General features: G+C 58.3%; 20 protein-coding genes and 2 pseudogenes. 10 read left to right on the top strand and 12 right to left on the bottom strand.

All coding sequences use genetic code 11. The features are described 5' to 3' along the window. Positions 1–46 precede the first annotated feature (46 nt). Positions 47–2782, bottom strand: coding sequence for a preprotein translocase subunit SecA (secA, locus tag ACX3YF_RS13615; protein ID WP_130204575.1), 2736 nt, complete (start codon positions 2780–2782; stop codon positions 47–49). Positions 2783–3090: 308 nt separating this feature from the next. Here secA and ACX3YF_RS13610 point away from each other — a divergent pair, with 308 nt between their 5' ends. Next, positions 3091–3546, top strand: a complete 456-nt coding sequence (locus ACX3YF_RS13610; RefSeq protein WP_130204573.1) for a DUF721 domain-containing protein — start codon at positions 3091–3093, stop codon at positions 3544–3546. Between the two features lie 56 nt (positions 3547–3602). Here the strand turns inward: ACX3YF_RS13610 and ACX3YF_RS13605 are convergent, their stop codons facing one another. Then, the gene (locus tag ACX3YF_RS13605; RefSeq protein ID WP_130204571.1) at positions 3603–5084 is read right to left on the bottom strand and encodes a helicase HerA-like domain-containing protein; all 1482 of its coding nucleotides are present in this window, start codon (positions 5082–5084) and stop codon (positions 3603–3605) included. Between the two features lie 187 nt (positions 5085–5271). Between ACX3YF_RS13605 and ACX3YF_RS13600 the strand changes: the two are divergent. The 5 genes and pseudogenes from ACX3YF_RS13600 to ACX3YF_RS13580 all read left to right on the top strand — a co-directional run. Further along, positions 5272–6303 (top strand): annotated as a pseudogene (locus tag ACX3YF_RS13600) (HAMP domain-containing protein); the annotation flags it as partial. Between the two features lie 93 nt (positions 6304–6396). Beyond that, positions 6397–7161: a methyl-accepting chemotaxis protein gene (locus tag ACX3YF_RS13595; protein ID WP_371919898.1), complete on the top strand. Its 765-nt coding sequence runs from the start codon at positions 6397–6399 to the stop codon at positions 7159–7161. 139 nt (positions 7162–7300) lie between these two features. Beyond that, complete coding sequence (locus ACX3YF_RS13590) at positions 7301–8422, top strand: glycosyltransferase family 4 protein (protein WP_458973817.1); 1122 nt, start codon at positions 7301–7303, stop codon at positions 8420–8422. Then, positions 8415–9191: a DUF2334 domain-containing protein gene (locus tag ACX3YF_RS13585; protein WP_458973816.1), complete on the top strand. Its 777-nt coding sequence runs from the start codon at positions 8415–8417 to the stop codon at positions 9189–9191. The genes ACX3YF_RS13590 and ACX3YF_RS13585 overlap by 8 nt, the downstream gene beginning before the upstream one ends. After that, positions 9188–10183, top strand: coding sequence for a lysylphosphatidylglycerol synthase transmembrane domain-containing protein (locus ACX3YF_RS13580; RefSeq protein WP_458944379.1), 996 nt, complete (start codon positions 9188–9190; stop codon positions 10181–10183). Before ACX3YF_RS13585 ends, ACX3YF_RS13580 begins: the two co-directional genes overlap by 4 nt. On the opposite strand, the gene ACX3YF_RS13575 is transcribed toward ACX3YF_RS13580, so the two are convergent. Together ACX3YF_RS13575 and purU are read right to left on the bottom strand one after the other, a co-directional pair. After that, entirely contained in the window at positions 10170–10346 is a 177-nt protein-coding gene (locus tag ACX3YF_RS13575; RefSeq protein ID WP_458944378.1) for a hypothetical protein, read from the bottom strand. The two genes, ACX3YF_RS13580 and ACX3YF_RS13575, sit on opposite strands and share 14 nt — an antisense overlap. 89 nt (positions 10347–10435) lie before the next feature. Beyond that, entirely contained in the window at positions 10436–11284 is an 849-nt protein-coding gene (gene purU, locus ACX3YF_RS13570; RefSeq protein WP_020797876.1) for a formyltetrahydrofolate deformylase, read from the bottom strand. 338 nt (positions 11285–11622) lie between these two features. Between purU and mvaT the strand changes: the two genes are divergently transcribed. Further along, entirely contained in the window at positions 11623–12000 is a 378-nt protein-coding gene (gene mvaT / locus ACX3YF_RS13565; RefSeq protein ID WP_007933316.1) for a histone-like nucleoid-structuring protein MvaT, read from the top strand. A 100-nt stretch (positions 12001–12100) separates the two neighbouring features. On the opposite strand, the gene sbcB is transcribed toward mvaT, so the two are convergent. Further along, positions 12101–13531 carry an exodeoxyribonuclease I gene (gene sbcB, locus ACX3YF_RS13560; RefSeq protein ID WP_458973815.1) on the bottom strand — a complete coding sequence of 477 codons (1431 nt, stop codon included), beginning with the start codon at positions 13529–13531 and terminating at the stop codon, positions 12101–12103. Between the two features lie 184 nt (positions 13532–13715). Here sbcB and ACX3YF_RS13555 point away from each other — a divergent pair. Continuing rightward, positions 13716–14149 (top strand): annotated as a pseudogene (locus ACX3YF_RS13555) (RDD family protein); the annotation flags it as partial. Positions 14150–15041: 892 nt separating this feature from the next. Here the strand turns inward: ACX3YF_RS13555 and ACX3YF_RS13550 are convergent. From ACX3YF_RS13550 to ACX3YF_RS13540, 3 genes are all read right to left on the bottom strand, one after another. Next, a complete protein-coding gene (locus ACX3YF_RS13550) occupies positions 15042–15545 on the bottom strand; it encodes a hypothetical protein (protein ID WP_458973814.1) in 504 nt (167 codons plus the stop codon). Between the two features lie 330 nt (positions 15546–15875). After that, positions 15876–16235 carry a PilZ domain-containing protein gene (locus tag ACX3YF_RS13545; protein ID WP_130204553.1) on the bottom strand — a complete coding sequence of 120 codons (360 nt, stop codon included), beginning with the start codon at positions 16233–16235 and terminating at the stop codon, positions 15876–15878. 249 nt (positions 16236–16484) lie between these two features. Then, positions 16485–16859 carry a tetratricopeptide repeat protein gene (locus ACX3YF_RS13540; protein WP_047532566.1) on the bottom strand — a complete coding sequence of 125 codons (375 nt, stop codon included), beginning with the start codon at positions 16857–16859 and terminating at the stop codon, positions 16485–16487. Between the two features lie 171 nt (positions 16860–17030). Here ACX3YF_RS13540 and pyk point away from each other — a divergent pair, with 171 nt between their 5' ends. Next, entirely contained in the window at positions 17031–18482 is a 1452-nt protein-coding gene (gene pyk, locus ACX3YF_RS13535) for a pyruvate kinase (protein WP_090464694.1), read from the top strand. 208 nt (positions 18483–18690) lie between these two features. Here the strand turns inward: pyk and ACX3YF_RS13530 are convergent, their stop codons facing one another. The 3 genes from ACX3YF_RS13530 to ACX3YF_RS13520 are packed head-to-tail and all read right to left on the bottom strand — an operon-like array spanning position 18691 to position 21504. Then, the gene (locus ACX3YF_RS13530) at positions 18691–19440 is read right to left on the bottom strand and encodes an enoyl-CoA hydratase-related protein (protein ID WP_130204551.1); all 750 of its coding nucleotides are present in this window, start codon (positions 19438–19440) and stop codon (positions 18691–18693) included. 29 nt (positions 19441–19469) lie between these two features. Beyond that, entirely contained in the window at positions 19470–20405 is a 936-nt protein-coding gene (locus ACX3YF_RS13525) for an iron-sulfur-binding ferredoxin reductase (RefSeq protein ID WP_458973813.1), read from the bottom strand. Continuing rightward, entirely contained in the window at positions 20398–21504 is a 1107-nt protein-coding gene (locus tag ACX3YF_RS13520; protein WP_130204547.1) for a GGDEF domain-containing protein, read from the bottom strand. Before ACX3YF_RS13520 ends, ACX3YF_RS13525 begins: the two co-directional genes overlap by 8 nt. 381 nt (positions 21505–21885) lie before the next feature. Between ACX3YF_RS13520 and ACX3YF_RS13515 the strand changes: the two genes are divergently transcribed. After that, positions 21886–23409 carry a fumarate hydratase gene (locus ACX3YF_RS13515; protein ID WP_130204545.1) on the top strand — a complete coding sequence of 508 codons (1524 nt, stop codon included), beginning with the start codon at positions 21886–21888 and terminating at the stop codon, positions 23407–23409. A 151-nt stretch (positions 23410–23560) separates the two neighbouring features. Here the strand turns inward: ACX3YF_RS13515 and ACX3YF_RS13510 are convergent, their stop codons facing one another. Continuing rightward, the gene (locus ACX3YF_RS13510; protein WP_458973812.1) at positions 23561–24658 is read right to left on the bottom strand and encodes an Ig-like domain-containing protein; all 1098 of its coding nucleotides are present in this window, start codon (positions 24656–24658) and stop codon (positions 23561–23563) included. Between the last annotated feature and the right edge of the window lie 36 nt (positions 24659–24694).

Genomic DNA, 24694 nt, shown 5'->3' with positions numbered 1-24694 from the left:
GGCAGGAGCCGGTCGCGGCGCGGGTATTTCAGCGTTTGAAACGGGGTTACTGAATCTGCCCGTGGCAATGCTTGAATTTCTTGCCCGAACCGCAGTAGCACAGCTCGTTACGGCCCAGCTTCTGCTCACTGCGTACCGGTGCGGTGGCCAGGGCCACATCGACCTCTTCACCCAACGCTTCCGGCTGCTCCAGACCCGGGGCTTCTTCATGCAGGAACTGCATGCGCGCCGCCAGTGCTTCGGCCTCCTGACGCAAACGGGCTTCTTCTTCGGCCGGATCTTCGCGACGAACCTGAACGTGGGACAGCACACGGATCGAATCGCGCTTGATCGAATCGAGCAGTTCGGAGAACAGCGTGAACGACTCGCGCTTGTACTCCTGTTTCGGGTTCTTCTGGGCATAGCCACGCAGGTGAATGCCGTGACGCAGGTGATCCATGGTCGACAGGTGGTCTTTCCACAGGTCGTCCAGCACGCGCAGAACGATTTGCTTCTCGAAAGTACGCAGCGCCTCGGCGCCCGCCTGGTCTTCTTTCTCGTTGTACGCCGCCACGAGTTCCTGCATCAGCTTCTCGCGCAGGGTTTCTTCGTACAGGTGATCGTCTTCGTCGAGCCATTGCTGGATCGGCAGCGCCACGCCGAAGTCGCTCTGCAAGGCGGCTTCCAGACCGGCCACGTCCCACTGCTCCGGCAGCGATTGCGGTGGAATGTGTGCGCTGACGGTGGCGTTGAGCACGTCCTGGCGGAAGTCGGCAATGGTTTCACCGATGTTGTCCGCGGCCAGCAATGTGTTACGCATGTGATAGATCACTTTACGCTGTTCGTTGTTGACGTCGTCAAACTCGAGCAGTTGCTTGCGAATATCGAAGTTGCGACCTTCAACCTTGCGCTGCGCCTTTTCGATGGCGTTGGTCACCATGCGGTGCTCGATCGCTTCGCCAGGCTGCATGCCCAGGGCTTTCATGAAGTTCTTCACCCGGTCAGAGGCGAAGATGCGCATCAGGCTGTCTTCCAGAGACAGGTAGAAACGGCTGGAACCGGCATCACCCTGACGGCCGGCACGACCACGCAACTGGTTGTCGATACGGCGCGATTCGTGACGCTCGGATGCGATCACCTGCAAACCGCCCGACTCGAGCACTTGCTGGTGACGCTTCTGCCAGTCGGCCTTGATCTGGGCGATCTGCTCAGGGGTCGGGTCTTCCAGCGAAGCCACTTCCACTTCCCAGTTGCCGCCCAACAGGATGTCGGTACCACGACCGGCCATGTTGGTGGCGATGGTCAGTGCACCTGGGCGACCGGCCTGGGCGATGATCTCGGCTTCTTTTTCGTGGAACTTGGCGTTCAGGACCTTGTGTTCGATACCTTCCTTCACGAGCAGGCTGGACATGTGCTCGGACGTTTCGATGGTCGCAGTACCCACCAGCACCGGACGACCGGCAGCCATGCTTTCCTTGATGTCGGCGACGATTGCCGCGTATTTCTCGTCGGCGGTCAGGAACACCAGGTCGTTGTAATCCTTACGGGCCAACGGCTTGTTCGGTGGAATGACCATGACCTGGAGGCCATAGATCTGGTGGAATTCGAACGCTTCGGTGTCCGCCGTACCGGTCATGCCGGACAGTTTGCTGTACAGACGGAAGTAGTTCTGGAACGTGGTCGACGCCAGGGTCTGGCTTTCGGCCTGAATGTTGAGGTTTTCCTTGGCTTCGATGGCCTGGTGCAGGCCCTCGGACAAACGACGGCCCGGCATGGTCCGACCGGTGTGTTCGTCGACCAGGACAACCTGACCATCCTGCACGATGTATTCGATGTTGCGATGGAACAGTTTGTGCGCACGCAGACCGGCATACACGTGAGTCAACAGGCTCAGGTTGTGCGCCGAGTACAGGCTCTCGCCTTCAGCCAGAAGGCCGATGCGGGTGAGGGTTTCTTCGACGTACTGGTGACCGGCTTCGTTGAGCTCTACCTGGCGGGTCTTCTCGTCAACGGTGTAGTGACCGGCCTTGGTGACTTCGCCTTCGACTTCCTCGACATGCAACTCCAGCTGCGGGATCAGCTTGTTGATCTCGATGTACAGCCTGGAGCTGTCCTCGGCCTGACCGGAAATGATCAGCGGCGTACGGGCTTCGTCGATGAGGATGGAGTCGACTTCGTCGATCACGGCAAAATTGAGTTCGCGCTGGAATTTTTCTTCCATGCTGAACGCCATGTTATCGCGCAGGTAATCGAAACCGAATTCGTTGTTGGTGCCGTAGGTAATGTCGGCGGCGTAGGCGGCGCGCTTCTCTTCCGGCGGCTGGAACGGCGTGACCACGCCGACCGACAGGCCGAGGAATTCATAAAGCGGGCGCATCCAGTTGGCGTCGCGGCGAGCCAGGTAGTCGTTCACCGTCACAACGTGCACGCCCTTGCCGGACAATGCGTTGAGGTAAACGCCCAGTGTCGCCACCAGGGTCTTGCCTTCACCGGTACGCATCTCGGCGATCTTGCCTTCATGCAAGGTCATGCCGCCGATCAGCTGGACATCGAAGTGGCGCATACCCATGACGCGCTTACCGGCTTCGCGGGCGACCGCAAAGGCTTCTGGCAGCAGCTTGTCGAGGGTTTCCCCTTTGGCGATGCGGGCCTTGAACTCATCTGTCTTGGCACGCAATTGATCGTCCGAAAGGGCCACCATTTGCTCTTCGAAGGCATTGACGAGTTGCACCGTCTTGAGCATGCGTTTGACTTCACGCTCGTTCTTGCTTCCAAAAAGTTTCTTTAACAAAGGCGCAAACATATCGGCAGGATCTTCCACACTAAAGGGATGGAGGGCGGCCCCGTGAGTCGCCCGTGCAGCCCTCATGGCCGCATGCGAACGAGCATTCTACCCGGAAACGATGGTGAGGAAAGTGGCGTTATTCCACGATGCTGGCACAGCGCTGTGACGGGGCTCACTTAAAATAGGGGCAAATGGCTGAACTTCAAGCCATAGGCGACAGAAGTTACTTGTTGATTTAATGGGCAAACCCCGCATAAAAGCAATGGGGCAGGTGCATCCGGCGCTTTCTGCTACCATGGCGGCTCTGTTACTTAAGGTGTCTGATCATGGCATTTCGCCCTCTTACGGCCAGAGCACCCGCCGTTCTGCTTCGCGAAGCCAAGCCGCTCAAGGCTATTCTCGGCCACGCTCAACGCCTTGGACATCTGCAGCGGCTACTGGAAAGCCAACTGCAGCCGGCCGCCCGCGAGCATTGTCATGTAGCGTCGTGGCGCGAAGGCAGTTTGTTGCTGATTGTCACCGACGGTCATTGGGCCACTCGCCTGCGTTATCAACAAAAGCGCCTGCAGCGGCAATTGCAGATGTTCGACGAGTTCACCAGCCTCACGCGAATCCTGTTCAAGGTACAGCCGCCCACCGTTCAACAAGGTGCCGCCGGGCATACCATGGATTTGTCCAACGATGCCGCCGCCACCATTCAGGCGACGGCCGATGGCATCAGCGACCCGAACCTGCGGGCCGCACTGGAACGATTGGCGGCGCACGCCAGACCCAAGGGTTGATAAAAAACCAATGTGGGAGCGAGCCCGCTCCCACCGTTTTTACGCGCCGACTCAAATCAACGGCGTTTGCTGCCGCCCAATAATGATCCCATCAACCCGCGCACCAGCTGTCGCCCCAACTGATTCGCCGCCTGTCGCATCGCCGACTTCAGCGCTTGCCCTGCCGCGGTGCCGAGGAATTCGCCGGCCTGTTCGGTGAAGCTTGGCTCCTGCGGAGCCGGCTTGCCGGGTTCAGCTTCAGGCGCCAGGCCTTTGCGCCCCATCAGCACTTCGTAGGCGGATTCGCGATCGATCGGCTTGTCATATCGCCCCTGCAATGGCGAGCTGGCAATCAATGCCGCGCGCTCGGCCTCACTCAGCGGCCCGATCCGCGATTGCGGTGGTGCCACCAGCACCCGCTGGACCATCTCCGGCGTGCCCTTGTCCTGCAAGGTGCCGACCAGCGCCTCGCCGATCCCGAGTTCGGTCAGCACCGACAGGGCATCGAACGCCGGGTTCGGCCGGAAACCCTCGGCCACCGCCCGCAAGGATTTCTGCTCCTTGGCGGTGAATGCGCGCAAGCCGTGCTGGATGCGCAAACCCAACTGCGCCAGTACGTCATCCGGCAGGTCACCCGGCGATTGGGTGACGAAATACACGCCGACACCTTTCGAGCGAATCAGCCGCACCACTTGTTCCAGACGATCCTGCAATGCCTTGGGCGTACCGGCGAACAACAAGTGTGCCTCGTCGAAGAACAGCGCCAGCAGCGGCTTATCCGCATCGCCGCGCTCCGGCAATTGCTCGAACAATTCAGCCAGCAGCCAGAGCAGGAATGTTGCATAAACCTTCGGCGCTTCATGAACCAGACGACTGGCATCGAGCAAATGAATACGTCCGCGCCCATCGGCGCCCGGTTGCAGAATATCTTCGAGTTGCAGCGCCGGTTCGCCGAACAGCGCTTCGGCGCCCTGCTGTTCAAGGATCGCCAGGCGCCGCAACAGCGCCTGACTGGACCCGGTGGTCATCAACGCCGCGTCGTCGCCGAGCAACGCCGGATTGTCCTTGAGGTGATTGAGCAGCGCCTTCAAATCTTTCAGGTCCAGTAGCAACAGGCCTTCGCGGTCCGCGACCTTGAAGGCGGCGTACAGCGCCGACTGCTGGCTGTCCGTCAATTCGAGCAAACTTCCCAACAGCAGCGGCCCCATTTCGCTCAAGGTCGTGCGCAATGGATGACCGGACTGACCGTGCACGTCCCACAGCGTTACCGGATAAGCCTGAGGCTTGTGGTTCAGCCAGGGCATGCCGGCGATCCGCTCGGCGATTTTGCCCTGGGGATTGCCGGCGGCGCCCAGGCCGCACAGGTCGCCTTTGATATCGGCGGCGAATACCGCTACACCGGCGTCACTGAAGGCTTCGGCCATGCGTTGCAAGGTAACGGTCTTGCCTGTCCCGGTGGCGCCCGCGATCAAACCGTGGCGATTGGCCAGGCGCATGGCCTGGGTGATCGGCTGCCCCGCGGGATCGGCGCCGATAACGATTTGCAATGACTCAGACATTTGGTCACCCATGGTTAATCTTTGGTCCTACACGGCCGATAGACATAACGACAAAGCAGACAGACACAATCTGTAAGAGATTTCTCTAAGGAGCGGCGGAAATATCAATTGCTTTGAACCTTGCACATTTTGCGTCTCTTTATAAAAGCACGCGTTGTACATTAAGACCTTAGCGGACCCCTAAGTCATGAACAAAAATCTGCGTTTCAGCCATAAAATCCTGCTTGCCGCCGCGCTCGTCGTCATTACTGCCTTCGCCTCATTCACGCTGTACAACGACTACTTACAGCGCAACGCCATTCGAAGGGACCTGGGCAATAATCTACAGGAGATGGGCAGAGTCACTGCCAACAACATCCAGACCTGGCTGGCCGGTCGCAGCTTGTTGATCGAAAACCTGTCGCAAACCACCGCACTGAACCCTGATACCGACAACGTTTCCAATCTGCTTGTGCAGAAGGCCGTGACGTCGACGTTCATGGGCGCCTATCTGGGCAACAAGGATGGTTCTTTCATGATCCGTCCGGACAGCAAGATGCCCGATGGCTATGACCCGCGCGCTCGCCCCTGGTACAAGAGTGCGCAAAGCACGAACGGCCCTGCATTGACTGAACCGTATATTGATCTGGCCTCTGGCCAACTGGTGATTTCCATCGTCGACAGTGTGATCAAGGACGGACAAAACATCGGTGTCGTCGGCGGCGACTTGAGTTTGCAAGTGATCGCCGACACCCTCAATGCGCTGGACTTCGGCGGCATGGGCTACGCCTTTCTGGTCAGCTCGGACGGCAAGATCCTGGTCCACCCCGACAAATCGATGGTGATGAAATCGCTCAAGGATGTTTACCCGCAGGACACGCCAGCCATCAGCAGCGACCTGAGCGAAATCCAGGTCGATGGCAAAACCCGCATCATGACCTTCACCCCGATCAAAGGATTATCGTCGGTGAACTGGTACATCGGTTTATCCGTGGACAAGGACAAAGCCTTTTCCACGCTCAGCGAGTTCCGCGCCTCGGCAGTCGTTGCCACCGTCATTGCCGTGGCGATCATCATCGCCCTGCTGGGCATGCTGATCCGCATCCTGATCCAGCCGTTGCACGTCATGACTCGCGCCATGGCCGATATTGCCGACGGCGAAGGTGACCTGACCAAACGCCTGACCATTGTGAACCACGATGAGTTCGGCATCCTTGGCACCGCTTTCAACCGCTTTGTGGAGCGCATTCACGGTTCGATCCGCGAAGTGTGTTCGGCCAGCGGGCAGGTCAACGAAGTCGCGTTGCGGGTCGTCGCGGCCTCGAACTCCTCGATGTACAACTCCGACCAGCAGGCTTCGCGCACCAACAGTGTGGCGGCAGCCATCAATCAGCTCGGCGCCGCCGCCCAGGAGATCGCCCGCAACGCCGCGCAAGCCTCGACCCAGGCCAGCGATGCCCGCAGCCTGGCAGAAGACGGCCAGCACGTGGTCGATCGCAGCATTGCCGCGATGAATCAGCTATCGAGCATGCTCAGCGCCTCCAGCAGCAACATCGAGTCGCTCAACAGCAAAACCGTGAACATCGGGCAGATTCTCGAAGTGATCACCAGCATTTCCCAGCAAACCAACCTGCTGGCCCTCAACGCCGCCATCGAAGCCGCACGAGCGGGTGAAGCCGGACGCGGGTTTGCCGTGGTCGCCGACGAAGTTCGCAACCTGGCGCACCGTACCCAGGAGTCGGCGCAACAGGTACAGACCATGATCGAGGAGCTGCAAGTCGGCGCGCGCGAATCCGTCAGTACCATGAGCGACAGCCAGCGCCACAGTCAGGACAGCGTGGACATCGCCAACCTGGCGGGCGAACGCCTGAGCAGCGTGACCCAACGCATCGGCGAAATCGACGGCATGAACCAGTCGGTGGCCACGGCGACCGAAGAGCAGACGGCCGTGGTCGAGTCGATCAACGTGGACATCACCGAAATCAACACCCTCAATCAAGAAGGTGTGGAAAACCTGCAAGCGACCTTGCGCGCCTGTGCCGATCTGGAACAACAGGCGGCGCGACTGCAGCACCTGGTGGGCAGTTTCCGAATCTAGCGTCTGATCCCCCCCTTGTGGCGAGGGAGCAAGTTCCCTCGCCACAACATCGCCGTTACCTCCGTCCTCGCCCACAAATCCGCAACCGAACAACTATTCTTCATTAAGGTCAACCAAGGGAGAGCAACGGACCGGAGGGATGTTGATCGTGCACATAGCCGACATAACCATGTTCTACGCCCCCGCCAGCGGTGGCGTGCGCACTTATCTGGATGCCAAACACCGTCGCCTGTGCAACCGGCCGGGTATCCGCCACAGTTTGTTGATCCCTGGGGCCTCTTTTAGCGAACGTGATGGCATTTACACCGTTCCAGCGCCCGCCCTGCCCTTCGGCAAGGGTTATCGTTTCCCTCTCCGCCTCGCGCCCTGGCGCAATGTCCTCCATGATTTGCAACCGGACCTGATCGAGGTTGGCGACCCTTACCTCACCGCCTGGGCCGCCCTGGATGCCCGACGGCAACTGGACGTGCCGGTCATTGGTTTTTACCACTCGGACCTGCCGCTGCTGATCAGCAACCGGATGGGCAATTGGGTCACCCCCAACATCGAGGCTTATGTCAGGAAGCTCTACGGCAATTTCGACCGCGTGCTGGCACCCAGTCGGATCATGGCTGAAAAACTGACAGGCCTGGGGGTGAAGAACGTTTTCGTGCAGCCTTTGGGCGTCGACTTGCAGACCTTTCACCCCGACGCCCGTGATCCGGGGCTGCGAGCCGAACTGGGCATCGATGAAAACACCCATTTGCTGATCTTTGCCGGGCGCGGTTCCAAGGAAAAAAACCTGCCTGTGCTGCTTGAGTGCATGAAGCGCCTGGGCCGGCGCTATCACTTGCTGCTGGTGGGCTCTTCGATGCCGGCTGCGGTGCCGGATAATGTCACTGTCGTCGACGAATTCTGCCCCGCCGCGCAAGTCGCCCGCCTGATGGCCAGTGCCGATGCGTTGCTGCATGCCGGTGACCAGGAGACCTTTGGCCTGGTGATCCTCGAAGCCATGGCCAGCGGAATTCCGGTGGTGGCCGCCGCGGCCGGGGCCTTTGAGGAAATTGTCACCCGTCAATGCGGCTTGCTCTGTACGCCCAACGATCCGCAGGCGATGGCCAATGCGGTGCACGAACTGTTCGATCAGGGCTGCGCCGCCCTCGGCCAACAAGCGCGGCGCCATGTCGAACGACATTACTCTTGGGACACCGTGGTCAACAGCCTGCTCGGTCACTATCACGCCGTACTCGGCAGCCAATGGCCGCAGGTGGCCAATGGCTGAGCCCATGGCCCCGCCCAGCCTGTTGCTGGTGCTGCACGACGTCGCACCACACACCTGGGCCGATTATCAGCCCTTTGTCGAAGCCGTCGATGCTTTGGGCAACGTGCCGATGACCTGGCTGGTGGTGCCGAACTTCCACAAACACGATGACCTGGAGGCGCATCCGGGATTCCGTCGCCTGCTCAGCGGACGCCTGGCTCGCGGTGATGAACTGGCGTTGCACGGTTATTTCCATTGCGACGACGGACCAATGGCGAGCAATCCCCGAGACTGGTTCATGCGCCGGCTCTACACCCACGAAGGCGAGTTCTACAGCCTGACCCGGGAAGCGGCCCTCACCCGCCTGCACGCCGGCATCGAAATGTTTCAGCGTTACCGTTGGCCGCTGCATGGCTTCGTCGCTCCCGCGTGGCTGATGAGCGAAGGCACACGCCAAGCCCTGCGCCAATTGCCGCTGAGTTACACCAGCGACCCGCAACACCTCTATCGACTGCCGGATTTCGCCGTCGTCGATGCCCCGGGTCTGGTCTGGAGTGCGCGCAGTGCCTGGCGCCGGGGAATATCGAAGCTGGTCAGTGATCAACGCGAACAACGCTGGCGACAAGCATCGGTGATTCGACTCGGCCTGCACCCGGTGGACATGCGCCATGAGTTCTCGCGTAGCTACTGGCTGCAAACCCTCAAGCGCCTGATCGCCGAGGGGCGAAAGCCGATGACCAAGGCGAGCTGGCTGGCACGGCACGACGATCGCATGGGTCGTGCCGCATGAGTCGCGGCTTTCTGCTGTTCGTCGGCCTGCTTGCCGCGGTGCTGATCCCCTGGCTATTGGGAGGAAGCGAGACCTGGTCGCGATTGCAGAGTTTTCCCTTGAGCGAATTGTTGATCATGTTCGGCATGATCCTGTTGTGCTGGTTGATCAATACGCTGCGTTTGCGCTTGCTGCTGGGAGATCAACGCGGCAAGGTCAGCCCGGTCAAAAGCCTCGGCGTCGTGATGGCCGCCGAATTTGCCTACTGCGCCACGCCGGGCGGCAGCGGCGGACCGCTGACGATCATGGCCCTGCTGGCACGCAACGGCGTGCGTCCGGCGAGGGGCAGCGCGGTGTTCGCCATGGACCAGCTCAGTGACTTGCTGTTCTTTCTCTGCGCGCTGAGCGGGATTCTGATTTATGCCCTGTTCCAGCACCTCAGCCAACGCATGGAGTGGTTGCTGACCGTCAGCGCCGTCTCGATGTTCGGCGGATTGATCAGTTGCATTGTCGTGGCTCGCTATCATCGCGGACTGATCCGTCTGACTGGCCGATTGCTGGCGCGTCTCAATGTCAAAGCCAGCACCCGGGTTCGCTGGGCCCGTAAGCTCCTGCATTTCCTGGCAGCCTTTACCGACACCCTGAAGCTGCCCTTTCAGACATTGATCACGGTGTTTGCCCTGACCTGCCTGCATTGGGCCTTGCGTTACAGCGTGTTGTACCTGGCGTTGCGCGGGCTCGGCGCGGACTTGCAGTGGGCCTGGAGTTTTCTGATCCAGATGCTGTCATTGAGTGCAGGGCAATTCAGTCTGTTGCCGGGTGGCGCGGGGGCGGCGGAATTGACGTCGGCGGCGCTGTTGGCGCCCATGGTGGGGAAATCCACGGCAGCTGCGGCGATCCTGATCTGGCGGGCGGTGACTTACTACTTCTATCTGCTGGTGGGTGGCCCGGTATTTCTATTGATGCTTGGCCGACCCTTGCTCAAGAAGCTGATGAACTTCAAGCAGGCTTAGGCGGTTGTTCGGGCTGATCCTGCAATTGCTCCCACAATTGGGCCGCGCCGGGAAACTCCGTGCCGTCCTCCGGGCTCATGTCATCCGGGTCATAACGACTCAAACAGCCTTCCCCCAGCGTGGCGGGTGCCCTGGAAGTGGCTTTATCCAGTGGATCGGCCATAGACATATCCTCAGTGTAGAAACGGCGAAGGGCCTGAAGCGATTGAACGCCCAGGCCCTCCGAATTTCAACCGTGTCGTGTGGCGACGGTCAGAACACCACGGTTTTGTTGCCGTGCACCAGCACCCGGTCTTCCAGGTGATAACGCAGACCGCGGGCCAGCACCATTTTCTCGACGTCACGACCGAAACGCACCATGTCTTCGATGCTGTCGCTGTGACTGACGCGCACCACGTCCTGCTCGATGATCGGACCGGCGTCCAGCTCTTCGGTCACATAGTGGCAGGTCGCACCGATCAGTTTCACACCACGCAGGGAAGCCTGGTGGTACGGCTTGGCACCGACGAACGATGGCAGGAAGCTGTGGTGAATGTTGATGACCTTGTGCGCATATTCGCGGCACAGTTCCGGCGGCAGGATCTGCATGTAGCGGGCCAGTACGACCACTTCGGCATCGTGCTGTTTGACCAGGCGCGAGACCTCGGCGAACGCCGGCTCCTTGTCCTGTGGATTGACCGGCACGTGGTAGTAAGGAATGCCGTGCCATTCGACCATGCTGCGCAGGTCGTCGTGGTTGGAAATCACGCAGGCGATTTCACAGTCCAGTTCGTCGCTGTGCCAGCGATGCAGCAAATCGGCCAGGCAATGGGACTCGCGGCTGGCCATCAGGACCACGCGCTTCTTCTGCTCGGTATCGGTGATGCGCCAGTCCATCGAGAATTCTTCGGCAATCGGCGCAAAGGCTTCGCGCAAGGCTTCGATACCGAAAGGCAGCGAGTCGGCACGAATTTCGTGACGCATGAAGAACCAGCCACTGAGATTGTCCGAGTGATGACTCGCTTCAGTGATCCAGCCATTATGGGACGCCAGAAAATTACTGACTTTGGCAACGATGCCGACGCGGTCCGGGCAAGAAATCACCAGCCGAAAAGTGCGCATGAGGGGAAACTCCAGAACTTCGCAAAGGCGGGCATTCTAACGATTGCGCAGCAAAACTGCAGTATTGATGACGTAGCACCTTGCCCGAACGCCAGCGACAGGACCTTTGCCGCCGTCGGCAACCGGCGGTAACAGCAGCGTTGTTAAACATCTACAAGCATACAATTGTGAATATCCGCGCCGGTGTATCGCACTATTTAACCGCACATCCATTGTGCGGCGATTTTCATCGCGACTAAATTAAATAAACCTCCCTTTAATGTTTACTTGATGAAACACCCTGACTATTATTGCGACACTGTTCCCTGCCATCCTATGACCTGCATAAGGTAGTCATCATGTCCCTGATCAACGAATATCGCGCCACCGAAGAAGCTATCAAAGAGCTGCAAGCCCGTTTGAAGAACCTGTCCCAAGACGACAAACTGCAAACCGAGCTGGAATTCGAAGGCAAACTGCGCACCCTGATGGGCGAATACTCCAAGTCCCTGCGCGACATCATCGCGTTGCTGGATCCAGAATCCAAAACCAAAGCTCCACGCGGCGGCGCAGTAAAAACTACCGGCACCAAGCGTGCTCGCAAAGTTAAACAATACAAAAACCCGCACAACGGCGAAGTCATCGAAACCAAAGGTGGCAACCACAAGACTCTGAAAGAGTGGAAAGCCAAGTGGGGCGGCGACGTGGTTGAAGGCTGGGCTACCCTGCTGGGCTAAGCCGCAGCGCTTGTCGCAGACTGATCTGCGACCCAAAAGAACGCCAGCATGCGCTGGCGTTTTTTTATGCCCGGAGTTCAGGCTTCGGGGATTTTCGTTTTCAAAGACTCAAACGTTTACGCAACACCTGGACATATTCCTGCCATTCATTCAGCACCGATTTTTGAAACGGTGTCGCAGTAACATTCAGTTGGGCTGCGGTCTGTACGAAACTTTCCAGGGTATTGGGCGCTCCCCACTCAGGCACTGACAAACGTTTCTGACAGAATAATCGCCAGCGCTCTTGCTCGTCGGCACTCAACGTATCGGGAAAGTTACGTGCGCGATATCGAAACAATAATTCCGGCAAACGCTCATCATCGAATGGCCATTGCGCTTGCGCTAATTGTGTCGGATCGGCCATTCGCACTTGTTCGCACAGGCGTCGATCGCGATCACCGATAAAACCGTCGTATAGCTGTTGTTCCGGGTCCTGATTCGCGGAGAAATCCTCCCGGGCGTATATCGCCGAAACTTTATCCTGCCAAACTTTTTGCGCATCGTTTAGCTGCAGCGCACGCTGCTGATAAAGCGCCATATCCAGCCCCAGCCGCTGCTGATCTTCCGGGCGAAGTACCGACATCGGCGCCACCACCGGGCATTTATTGATGTGAATGAGCTTGAGTGGGACCGGCAACTCACCTTCGGCCAGTTCTTCGCGACGGGTATACAACCGCTGTCGCAATGTCTCGGCGTCCAGGTCGAGCAAACCCTGAGGATCCAGCTGCAGATCACAGACGATCAAGGCGTTCTTGTTACGCGGGTGCCAGGCCAGGGGCAACACCACACCGACGTAATTGCGCGCCGCGGAAAAGCGCCCGGAGACATGCACCATCGGCTGCAGCAGTCGAATCTGATCCAACACCTTCTGCTTGCTGCGCAGATTGAACAGCCAGTCATACAGCTTCGGTTGCTTTTCCCGGATCAGCCGCGCCAGCGCGATGGTGGCCCGTACATCCGATAGCGCTTCGTGGGCGTTGCCATGGTCGATGCCATTGGCGGCGGTCAAACGTTCGAGCTTGAGCGTCACCCGGCCTTCTTCATCCATCGGCCAGACGATGCCATCGGGGCGCAAGGCATAGGCCGCGCGCACCACATCGATCAGGTCCCAGCGACTGTTACCACCCTGCCACTCCCTCGCGTACGGGTCGAAGAAGTTGCGATAGAGGCTGTATCGGGTCATTTCGTCGTCGAAACGCAAGGTGTTGTAACCCGCACCGCAAGTACCGGGCGCCGCCAGTTGGGCATGCACCCGGGTCATGAAGTCAGCTTCACTCAGGCCGTGCTCGGCCAATTGACCCGGGGTTATGCCGGTGATCGCGCAGGCCGCCGGATGCGGCAGGATGTCATCACCGGGCTGACAATAGAGATTGACCGGCTCGTCTATTTCATTGAGATCGAAGTCGGTACGCAGTCCCGCCATTTGCAGTGGGCGATCGCAACGGGGGTTGATGCCCGTCGTTTCATAGTCGTACCAGAAGATGGAGGTCACGGGCTATTCCTGAACTGAAGATCGGCAAAGTCTAGGCGTTCACATCCCGCCCCGGCCAGCAATCTTGTCGTTCACGCACCGTTGCTTGCTTGGCGTGCGTTACAAGTTATGTCGTATGCCCCGGAGAAACTGCCTGCATCCTTTCGAGAGTCCATCCTGCTCAGGCCACATCATCAAGTTGCTTATGCGAGAGACTACAGCGCAGCTAAGGAAGACGATGCTGTTCCTCCTGGATACGCGGCATCAAGTCGAAATGCCCGAGGGCATCGATTTCACACCGCGCCCAGCCGGGTTGATGGTTGGTATACCGGCGCTCTCCTTCGGCCTGATGCTGCGTGGTTTGATCCTCGGCTTGCAGTTCATTGTTCTGGCGATGCGTGGAAAACTCGGCGCAGGGCTGGGCTCGCTACAGATTTTCGCCGTGAGCCAGTGGTACATGGTGCCTTTCGAAGTCTCCAATCAGGGATGCTCGCTGGGCGAACAGTGGATGGGCCGGCGCGTGGTGCCGGATGACGGCACACCCATTGACTCGTCCGCGTCGCTACTGCGTAACCTGTTACGATTTGTCTACCTGTTGCCGTTCGGCTACTCCTCGGCACGATCAGTTGTCTACAACACGCGCCATCCTCTCTCTGCTTTCATATCCGCGTCTGTCCGAATTTCGCCTGCCGCTAGTTACTGGCTGTGGGCAACTTGTTCAGCCAGCTCGGCGTACGCCAACATTAGCGACGTGGCCAGGGCTGAAATTTCATTAATTACGCGAATTTCGCGAGAATGACAGCCTCCGGCAATTGACTGGTAGGCCACGCGAGTCCAAGGCAATGGCATACTGCGGTACGGTAGATTTCTTGAATAAACGGAACGAACTCCATAACGAGTTCAGTACAAATGGCGTATCGGTTCTGAATGTTACGCGTTGAGAGCTCGGCTTAGTATTATCAACGAGATACTCAAACTAAAAAAAATCAAAACAACAAAACCATTAACACACTCAAACCCACAACAAAATAATTATTAACCCAGACGCCGTGAATATTTGCGCATTTTTTTGACGTAACCGCACCACCCCGCCCGACAACGCCCCAACAACGCTAATTACCTCACACAACAAACTAATAACTGCACAACACATCAACTTCAAGCGCTATGCGCCCCCAAACCTGACAAAACCCACCCCCCTTTCCTACAACAAGTAAAAACCCGATCAAAAACCCTACACCCCCCAAAAAAAACCAATAAAGTCAAACCACGCCGCCTATATCTTAGAGCTAAACACTCATAACCCCGCAGCAGCCATACAATCGACAACCTCTACAGAAAGCAGATCAAAAAAAAAAAAACCGACGACAACATATTCATGACGAATATACGGCAAAAAACCAAACTAAAATAAATCATGGCTATGCCGTCGCCAAAAACCGAAAAACCTTATTTCATTGACCAAAAAGCGAGAAATCCGCTTGCCAGAAGCGACAACCATCAATACTTTTTAAACACAACCGACAGCTAATTATGGGCGACGCACGAGCTGAACTTTATTCCCCCAACTTTCAGTCTCACCAACGCCATTATTTTTTCCATCATATTCAATTCGAACATTAAAAAACGGACCACTCCCCTCTTGAAAATAAACATTCGCATATGTAATATAGGAATGCCACTGAAAATTTTGGCTCATTGCATCAGGCGAGTTAACCCGATGTGTAATAAGACCTTCAAGTTGAATATCCAAATTTGCCCTATTCCAATGACTGTTAGCCGGCCGACTAGTCAGATAATAGGCCAAAGTTCTGACATACACCGTCGAACCGTCAAATCTATATTGGTATTGCAATTGGCCCTTCAATTCTACAACACGCTTATGCTGGTGATGAAAAACATCAACCGGAACATCTTTCCAAAATTCATCGGTAAACGGCTCGCCTTCACCCACCTCTCGAAAGTCACCGTCTGCAAAATCTTCCGCAATTACGAACTGCGTCACGCGTGACTCTTTTGTATTTTCGACACTCATCTCAGTAACTCCTCAGGAAATTTAAGAACGCATTCAAAAATTACCCCATAAGCAGGAGAACCAACCACTGTCAGATCTGACAGTTCTCAAGATGAAAAAGGCATAACAGGAATAATTTAATTTCCAAACATTCAGAAAAAACCGTTCTATTTATCCAGCCAACCTTATTTTTCACAGGTCATCTGCGGTCATTCGCCACTACCCATCTGCGACAGGAAATGCCTTTAAGAGGCTATGGTTGCTAGAGGTATAGGGTCTTGATCGCAAGCCAGACTGAGGCCCCCGATATCAAAAAAGTCGCAGCCAGTTGCTGGCTGCAACCTTTGCCTGTCACGCCGAAGCCGGCAACGTCTGAAAACTGAAGTACTGCTTCAACGCCTCTACCAGTTGCCCATACTCCGGCGGTGGGCGTTGCAAGCTGAACCCGGCGTCATAGTGCTGAGGGGTTGCGTCTTCGTGGCACCACAGGCAACACGCCTGCAGGTCGATGACCTGTTGGCAACCATCGCTGGCGGGGATCTTAAGGCGCAAATCGAAGTCCGCGCCGATCATCAGGGGCAACTGACTGATCAGCATCAGCCCGTCCTCGGACACGTTGCCCAGAAAGCCGATGGGTTTGTCGGTGATGCTGTTGAACACTTTCAGAAAATACGGCAGTTGATGCCGCTCGATCCGGCGGTCAGTGAACATGCTGAATTCGCTATGCAAGGCCCCTAAGCAGGGCCGCACCAATGCTTCGGAACAGACCTGCCTGGTGTGGTTTGACAGCCACGGGCGGCCCGCTCTCCCCGATCCCGGTGCGACAGTCGCCGAAAACCGCTGCCGCTTACATCTGCCGATCACAGGTGTTACCTCGGTTTAGAGACAAGGCTCTAAAACCGGTCTATTCGACTATAGCTCACCACTGCCGGTAGGCCAGACATCAGATGACCACTGACATCAGAACCGGGTCGGACGCACCACTGCCGCACTGCGAGTCGGGTAGTGGCCCAGGCTCTGCAGGGTTTCCAGGCGGGCGCGGGCGCGGTAGGCGTACTCGCTCTGCGGATAGGTCGCGATAATGAATTGGTAAGTCTGAGCCGCATCGATAAACATCTTCTGCCGTTCCAGGCACTGACCGCGCATCATCGAGACTTCCGGCCACACGTAAGGTCGCGCCCGACTATCACGCTCGACCTTGGACAACTCAAGCATCACCTGCTCGCAATTACCCCGGTCATAGGCGCTATAGGCATTGTTCAAATGATGGTTCATCGCAAAACGAACGCAACCCGTGGCGCTGAGGGCAAGGGCGGCAATGAGCATGAATCGCATGGGGGATCTCCTGTCTTGAACGCTGTATCGACCCGCGAGCGGAAATCTTCAGGCCGCCGGGCGCAAAGTTGCCAGGTTCAATAAAGAAAGCAATAAGTAGTGCTTACGAACAATGACTACAACTTCGGACCATAGTAGCCTCACTCAGCGCTTGAACTCAGGAGTCTTTGCATGTCCGTCCGTCGTACCAAAATCGTTGCCACCCTTGGCCCGGCCAGTAACTCGCCGGAAGTTCTCGAACAGCTGATTCTGGCTGGCCTGGACGTCGCCCGTCTGAACTTCTCCCACGGCACCCCCGACGAGCATAAGGCTCGCGCCAAGCTGGTGCGTGATCTCGCTGCCAAGCATGGCCGCTTCGTGGCCCTGCTGGGTGACCTGCAAGGCCCGAAAATCCGTATCGCCAAATTCGCCAACAAGCGCATCGAGCTGAAGATCGGTGATCAATTCACCTTCTCCACCAGCCATCCGCTGACCGAAGGCAACCAGCAAGTGGTCGGCATCGATTACCCGGACCTGGTCAAGGACTGCGGCGTGGGCGACGAGCTGCTGCTCGACGACGGTCGCGTCGTGATGCGTGTCGATACCGCCACCGCCACCGAACTGCACTGCACCGTGACCATCGGCGGTCCGCTGTCGGACCACAAAGGCATCAACCGTCGCGGTGGTGGCCTGACCGCACCGGCCCTGACCGAAAAAGACAAGGCTGACATCAAGCTCGCCGCCGAAATGCAGGTCGACTACCTCGCCGTATCGTTCCCGCGTGACGCCGCCGACATGGAATACGCCCGTCAACTGCGCGACGAAGCTGGCGGCACCGCCTGGCTGGTGGCGAAGATCGAACGCGCCGAAGCCGTGGCCGATGACGAAACCCTCGACGGCCTGATCCAGGCATCCGACGCGGTGATGGTGGCCCGTGGTGACCTGGGCGTGGAAATCGGCGACGCCGAGCTGGTGGGCATCCAGAAGAAAATCATTCTGCATGCACGCCGCCACAACAAGGCCGTGATCGTGGCGACCCAGATGATGGAGTCGATGATCCAGAACCCGATGCCGACCCGTGCTGAAGTGTCCGACGTGGCCAACGCCGTGCTCGACTACACCGACGCCGTGATGCTTTCTGCGGAAAGTGCCGCCGGTCTGTATCCGCTGGAGGCCGTGCAGGCCATGGCCCGCATCTGTGTCGGCGCTGAAAAGCACCCGACCAGCAAGACGTCCAGCCACCGCATCGGCAAGGAATTCACTCGTTGCGACGAGAGCATTGCCCTGGCGACCATGTACACCGCCAACCACTTCCCGGGCGTGAAGGCGATCATCGCGTTGACCGAAAGCGGCTACACCCCGCTGATCATGTCGCGCATCCGTTCCTCGGTGCCGATCTACGCGTTCACCCCGCACCGTGAAGCCCAGGCTCGCGCGGCGCTGTTCCGTGGCGTGTACACCATTCCGTTCGATCCGGCTTCGCTGGCGCCGAACGAAGTCAGCCAGAAGGCGATCGACGAGCTGGTCAAGCGCGGCATCGTGGTGAAAGGCGACTGGGTCATCCTGACCAAGGGCGACAGCTACCACACCACCGGTGGCACCAACGGCATGAAAATCCTGCACGTTGGCGACCCGATGGTCTGAGTGACTAACCGTTGAAAAACGAAAGCCCCGCCGTGTGAATGGCGGGGCTTTTTTGTTTTCTGATTCGACAGGTGTGTTGTCTGATCCGGCCTCTTCGCGGGCAAGCCCGCTCCCACAGCAGCCGGTGTCGTTGACATAACCTGTGCCGAACACAAAATCCTGTGGGAGCGGGCTTGCCCGCGATGAGGCCAGCCCAGTCTGCGAAGATTCAATGCCGTTTAATAAACCCGGTCAACGCCGCCAATGCCTCCGGCGAACGCAGCCGTTGTGTAAACAACGCACCCTCTTCTTCTATGACCTTGCGCAACATCTCCCGATCCGGCGCTCTCATCAATTGCTTGCTGATGCGCACCGCTTCCGGCGGCAGCGACTCGAAGCGCAGCGCCATTTCCCGCGCCTTGGCCAACGTCTCTTCGCCACTGCCCAAGGCTTCGCAGGCAATGCCCCATGCGGCGGCCTGCTCACCGCTGAACCCCTCACCGAGCAACAGCAACTCCGCCGCCCTGGCCTGCCCGAGCAAGCGAGGCAGGATCAGGCTGGAACCGAATTCCGGGCACAAACCGAGGTTGACGAATGGCATGCGCAGACGCGCATCGCGGCTGACGTACACCAGATCACAATGCAGCAACAGGGTCGTACCAATGCCCACCGCCGCACCCGCCACCGCCGCGATCACCGGTTTGCGGCATTCAAGCAGGTTGAGCATGAACTGGAACACCGGGCTGTCGAGGCCGCTCGGCGGTTGCTGGATGAAATCGGCGATGTCGTTGCCGGCGGTGAAGCACTCACTGGAACCCGTGATCAGTACGGCATGGATTTCAGGGTCGTGGTCGGCCAGTTTCAGCGCTTCGGCCAAGTGGCTGTACATGGCGCGGGTCAGGGCGTTTTTCTTGTCGGGGCGATTCAGCCGCAGGGTCAGCAGGCCCCGTTCGCGTTCAACTTGGATGGCATCGGTCATGACAGGTCTCGCGTCTGAAAGATCAGCGCTCAACCACGGGGCAGGAAGACGTCGGCCAGCAGTTGATTGCGCGGCAATCCCGCCAGGTACAGGCGTCGGGCGAAGGCGTCGATGCTGTCGGGGGCTCCGCAGAGTAAGGCCTGGGTTTGCCGGGAAACAAGCCGCAGTTGCGCCAAAGCCGCCGGCAGCTCGGCCGCGGTCCACAGCTCGATACTCAGGTTCGACCGGTTCGCCGCCAGGGCTTGCAGGGGTTTGGCCAGATAATGCTCATTGGCATCATGGGCCAGGTGAATGACACGAATCGCACCCTGGTGATCCTGGCGCAACGCTTCGCGCAACACCCCGAACAGCGGCCCCAGTCCGGTGCCCGCAGCCATCAGCCACAGCGGACGCTCGTGCCAGTCCGGGTCGTAATGCAAGGCCCCGCCCCGCAACTCGCCGAGACGGATCCCATCGCCGATCTTCAGTTGACGCGCCGCATCGCTGAATTGCCCGGGCTGTCGACAATCGAGGTGAAACTCCAGAAAACGGTCATCTTGCGGCAGGCTGGCGAGGGAGTAAGGCCGCGCCACATTGCCCGCCCACAACACCAGATGCTGGCCGGCGCTGTAGCGCAATGGCCGCTGCGGGGTCAGGCGCAAACGCAACACGCTGGCGCTCAGCCAATCGACGGCGGCGACCTCGGCCGGCTGGCCATCCTGCTGCGGGTCGAAGGTGTGCACCTGCAGGTCCTCGACCACCTGGCACTGACAGGCCAGGCGCCAGCCTTGCCGACGCTGTTCCGTGTTCAAGGCATCGGGACGGCTGTCGCTCGGCAGCCCTTGCACACATTGCACCAGGCACGCATGGCAACTGCCGGCACGACAGCTGTAGGGCACCGACACGCCGTTCTGATTCAGGGCATCCAGCAGATTACTGCCCGCCGCCACCGACCATTGACGGTCGCCAACACGCAACTCAGGCATCGACGTTTTCCCAGGCCGCCGCGCAACGGTTGCGGCCATCGCGTTTGGCGCGATAAAGCGCCTGGTCGGCGCGCTGCAAGGCATCGTCAAGATCATCCCCGAGTTCCAGCAGGGTCATGCCGGCGGACAGGCTGAGGCTGCGCACATTCAGGCCAATCAATTCGACATCGGTGAAGGCGATGCGTAGCCGCTCGCAACAGGAGGTCAAGCTTTCGGGATCGCAATCGGGCAGCAGCACCACGAACTCCTCGCCGCCATAACGGGCCAGCACGTCACCGTCGCGCAGACAGGCCGAGGCCACGCCGGCAAAGGCTTGCAACACCTGGTCGCCTGCGGCGTGGCCGTGCAGATCGTTGATACGCTTGAAATGGTCGAGATCGATCAGCGCCAGGCCATGCACGACACCCACCTCCATGGCGTTCAACTCGCGGGACGCCAGGCGCAGGAAATGCCGGCGATTGAACAACCCGGTCAACTCATCGGTGGCCACCAGGTCCTCGAGCTGACGCATCATCCCGCGCAGCGTGTCCTGGTGCGCCTGCAAGGCAAATCGCCGCTGACGCATGCGGTGTCGCGAAGCCTGTACGTAACCGGCATAGAGCACCAGCCACACCAGCACGATCAACAGCACGCACACCTGCAACGCCGCCAATGCCGGGTCAGGCAACTGGAAGTGGTAGCCCTCCCACAGCGTGATCGCGCTGAAACTGAAAAACACCAGCGAGGCACAACGCACAAATGAGCGACGGGACAGATGGAACAGCCCGAACAGCAGAATCAGTACGTAAAAAACCAGAAACGCCCCACGGGCATCCCCCAGGTGTGCGATCAGCCAGGTCTGCCACCCCAGCCCCAGCAACACTTGGGCTTCGGTCAGGCTGGGGTCGGCAAAGCGCAGGTTGAGGCCCGAATAGAACAGTGCAAACAGCGTCGCCTGACTGATGACCACCAGCGCGCTGCCAATGGCAACGCCGGAGAGCGACTCTTCATAGTGCCCGGTAAAAAACGCCAGCCACAGCAATACCAATGCCAGGGCATAGGTGCCGGCCGCAAGGGCGAAACGCTTGAGCAACAGTCGCTGGATGGCGTTATGGGTCAATCGTTGACTCACCGAATGAAAGGAGACTGACAGAGCGTCCTACTCTACAGACCGTATGTCACTTTAGTGGCGTGGCCGATAAATGACCATCCTATTTTCGAGGGTGGATAACAGGAATACACGCGGCTCAACGGGAGCAAGCCACCTCGCCACAAAAGCAATATGCCTTTATCTGCCCGTTCCAAACCTGCTGCTGCCTGTATGCGACCAACGATTGATTGCCGGCGGGTGTTTACGGAACCGAGGCGCGTTATACTGCCGCGCCTTTTTAGCGTCGCGCCAGCATGCCCGGCGTGCCTTGAAAGGTGCTTGCAACCGACCGATGCACCCAAGCTGCAAGCACCTTATTGAATGTTCCCGTCTTTTAGAGGAGCGCGACTCATGACCGTGATCAAGCAAGACGACCTGATTCAGAGCGTTGCCGACGCCCTGCAGTTCATTTCCTACTACCACCCCGTGGATTTCATCCAGGCGATGCACGAGGCCTACCTGCGTGAAGAATCGCCGGCTGCCCGTGACTCCATCGCTCAAATCCTGATCAACTCGCGCATGTGCGCCACCGGCCACCGTCCGATCTGCCAAGACACCGGCATCGTGACCGTGTTTGTCCGCGTGGGCATGGACGTGCGTTGGGATGGCGCCACCATGAGCCTGGACGACATGATCAACGAAGGCGTGCGTCGCGCCTACAACCTGCCGGAAAACGTCCTGCGTGCCTCGATCCTTGCCGACCCGGCAGGCGCTCGCAAGAACACCAAGGACAACACCCCGGCCGTTATCCACTACTCCATCGTTCCGGGTAACACCGTGGAAGTGGACGTGGCGGCCAAGGGCGGCGGTTCCGAGAACAAATCGAAAATGGCCATGCTCAACCCGTCCGACTCGATCGTCGACTGGGTGCTGAAGACCGTTCCGACCATGGGCGCCGGCTGGTGCCCACCGGGCATGCTCGGCATCGGCATCGGCGGCACCGCCGAGAAAGCCGCGGTGATGGCCAAGGAAGTGTTGATGGAATCCATCGACATCCACGAACTGAAGGCCCGCGGCCCACAGAACCGCATCGAAGAAATGCGTCTGGAGCTGTTCGAGAAGGTCAACCAGTTGGGTATCGGCGCCCAAGGCCTGGGCGGCCTGACCACCGTGCTCGACGTGAAGATCATGGATTACCCGACCCACGCCGCTTCGTTGCCGGTGTGCATGATCCCGAACTGCGCCGCCACCCGCCACGCACACTTCGTGCTCGACGGCTCCGGCCCGGCGTCCCTGGAAGCGCCACCGCTGGACGCCTACCCGGAAATCGTCTGGGAAGCGGGTCCGTCGGCCCGTCGCGTGAACCTCGACACCCTGACCCCGGAAGAAGTGCAGAGCTGGAAGCCGGGCGAAACCATCCTGCTCAACGGCAAGATGCTCACCGGTCGCGACGCCGCGCACAAGCGCATGGTCGAGATGCTGAACAAGGGTGAAACCCTGCCGGTCGACCTCAAGGGCCGCTTCATCTATTACGTCGGCCCGGTCGATCCGGTCCGTGAAGAAGTGGTTGGCCCGGCTGGCCCGACCACCGCGACGCGGATGGACAAGTTCACCCGTCAGATCCTCGAGCAAACCGGCCTGCTGGGCATGATCGGCAAATCCGAACGCGGCCCGACCGCCATCGAGGCGATCAAGGACTACAAGGCCGTCTACCTGATGGCTGTCGGCGGCGCGGCTTACCTGGTGGCGCAAGCCATCAAGAAATCCCGCGTGGTGGCTTTCGCCGAACTGGGCATGGAAGCGATCTACGAGTTCGACGTGAAAGACATGCCGGTCACTGTTGCGGTCGACAGCAACGGCGAGTCGGTACACATCACCGGTCCTGCCATCTGGCAGAAAAAGATCAGTGACAGCCTGGCGGTGGAAGTGCAGTAAGTATTAAACCGTAAGCCAAAAAGAGCCGCGCTGTATTTACGACAGCGCGGCTTTTTTATCCATTAATACCCAATTTTCAACGACAAAGTTTTAAACCATTCAAGCACCTGGCTACCCAACCACGGTGACCGGAGATCGCAGGATCGGGCGGTCAAATCGTGAACGGCTTATCAACTGCCCAATCGGAGTCCCCCCCTGTGACCTTGCCGATCTGCCTGGCAGTAATTATGTAATTTCCTGATCCCCATGCTGTCGGGGCAGACACCCGCCAACTTCCGTCGGACTCAACCGTCGTGGATAATAAAACGCCCCCGCCCCCACCCGAATTCCAGATCTCAAGCGTGGCACCTTTGAGCCCCCCCGTTCCACTGATAGTAGGTTTTCCGTCAGCAGATATGGTTACATCAGTGATCACTGGCCTGAACAGCACAGCAAAATGGACCGGGCTCGCCCATTCGGACACCACACCATTCAACTTCTGAATAGCGGTCAGTCTGAATGGATCACCCATCCACAACGGCTGCGTAAGCACGGTCTTCCAGCCATCTGATTGTACTGTCGCTGTTCCGAATAGAACGGTACCGACACCGGCTTCATAAAGTTCGATCGTAGCACCCGCCATACCGCCCGTTCCTTGTATTTCCGGTTTTGGTACCCGCACGGTTCCGGGTTGGGTAATTACTGGCGTAGATGGGTGAACCTGACCAATTTTAAAGTTATGACTCCTTGCCCAATGGCTATATAGTAAGTTTTTATATTGGATCCTAAAGTAAATCTGTTCACCTATAGGTAGCTCATCGGGCACCTGAAATCTTATAAAAATGACCCCTCCGTCACCGCTATATCTTTTGATTTTTTCATTATTGCTGGCTCTGAAGAAATCAAGATTCCATTTGGAGTAAGTGGGTGCCGGTACGACTGCATCAACGTTAAATCGACGACTAACGATTGTCGCGACGGGCGCCGTGATTATGGGAGATGGCAGTACTTCCCAGTCTGGTTCATTTTCTCCCGCCATCCGGAGTTCATTATTGCTTGTCATGATCTCACCTCTCCTGTGCCCGGCACGTTCGCCAACACTTGTAACGCTGTTTTTATCTTGGTTCGCGACGATGAAACAACCTGTAAAAACTGACAGTTCCGACGAATGGATACCTGTATGCAGTCGAGCAAATTTCTGCGCAGAGCGGGAAAGCCCGGCGTATTGACTTGAACGTATGAGATGAGTACGGCGCAAGAGGGTCTGCATGCTATCTTGCGACCCCTGTCATTGGTCCGATCTCCG

The organism is Pseudomonas fluorescens group sp. PF-69 (assembly GCF_054481235.1).
Note: the sequence above shows the minus strand (reverse complement) of the source record. Positions and strands in the feature narration are given on the sequence as shown.